The organism is Bradyrhizobium sp. 62, from assembly GCF_023073035.1.
In the GTDB taxonomy this organism is placed as follows: Bacteria; Pseudomonadota; Alphaproteobacteria; order Rhizobiales; family Xanthobacteraceae; genus Bradyrhizobium.
In genome coordinates, this window is sequence record NZ_JADPIT010000010.1 from 90,558 (window position 1) to 91,612 (window position 1,055).

Annotated in this window: 2 protein-coding genes and 1 pseudogene; 2 read left to right on the forward strand and 1 reads right to left on the reverse strand. The window is 62.0% G+C overall.

Translation table 11 applies throughout. From position 1 onward, the window contains the following. Positions 1-275: pseudogene (locus IVB47_RS04610) on the reverse strand (hypothetical protein); the annotation flags it as partial. A gap of 492 nt (positions 276-767) precedes the next feature. Here IVB47_RS04610 and IVB47_RS04615 point away from each other — a divergent pair. Next, the gene (locus IVB47_RS04615; RefSeq protein ID WP_247460117.1) at positions 768-857 is read left to right on the forward strand and encodes a K(+)-transporting ATPase subunit F; all 90 of its coding nucleotides are present in this window, start codon (positions 768-770) and stop codon (positions 855-857) included. 31 nt (positions 858-888) lie between these two features. Further along, a partial coding sequence (locus IVB47_RS04620) for a potassium-transporting ATPase subunit KdpA (RefSeq protein ID WP_247460542.1) occupies positions 889-1,055 on the forward strand: 167 nt, incomplete at its 3' end.

The following is a 1,055-nucleotide window of genomic DNA, read 5'->3' on the forward strand; positions in this document are numbered from 1 at the left end:
GAGAGAGCGCAGTGCCATTCACCCTCGTCGTAGGCGATGCGGCGGACTTGCCACAGCGGCAGCTTCAGCTCCATCAGTGCCAGCGCGGCATCGGCCCAGGCTTCTGCTTCGATCAGGCGCGTGACGCGCGCAGTGCGCTCGCTCTGCCCGAGCGAAGGGAAGTGCCGGCAGGCGTGATCGATGATCTCGAGCATCAGCGGTCGCGTCATCGTGTGCGCGTGGCGCAGGCGCTGACTGAGTGAGGGCGGATCGTAGTGCCGGAGAGCGGCGGTCATGTCAGGCCTCCTGGAATTGGCGTCGGTCAGTCGGCCGGCCTCTCCAAGATGGCCAAAACGGCATTTGAAAACGAGATGGGGGCGGGGCGGGAGATATAGGAATTTCATAAGTGCGGGATGGGGCGGTGGCGCGCCATTCTCCGCCGTCGCCGGGAAGACGATGTCATGTGCCTCGCGAGCGTTGTCCGACCACGCCGTCAGCCCCGGCCTTTTATGAGATTCCTATAACTTCGCCACGGCCCTCGTCTCGAAAACCTATGCCCGCGGTGGCACTTCAGCCCGGTCAAAAGGTCCCGGTGGGCGCCGTGGAAATGCACTGGCATTTCCTTTCACGCGGCGACCGGGTCTCCCGAGAAACGGTTGCGCCCAAATCAAGGGCGCAACGAGGAGTATCTCCATGATGGACATTCTGATGCTGGCGCTGGGCTTCGGCTTCTTCGCCCTTGCGATCGGCTACACCTATGCCTGCGAACGGCTGTGAGGGAGCGGACCATGATCTTCGATTATTCGCTCGCCGGCGCCGTTTCGCTCGGCCTCCTGTTCTACCTCACTTACGCGCTGCTGCGGCCCGAGCGATCCTGACCGTGCTCACGAAGCCTGAAGGGTTGATGTCATGACTGTAATCGGTTGGCTCCAGATCATTCTCTTTTGCGTCATTATCGTCGTGCTCACAAAACCGCTCGGCTGGTACATGACGCGCGTGTTCAACGGCGAGCGGACCTTCCTCTCGCCGGTGCTGCATCCGATCGAGACCGGCATCTACTGGTTCTCCGGCGTCGA

What these genes read in the sequence shown, in the direction of transcription:
- IVB47_RS04615 (WP_247460117.1), top strand. Translation starts at nt 768, where the DNA reads ATGATCTTCGATTATTCGCTCGCCGGCGCCGTTTCGCTCGGCCTCCTG.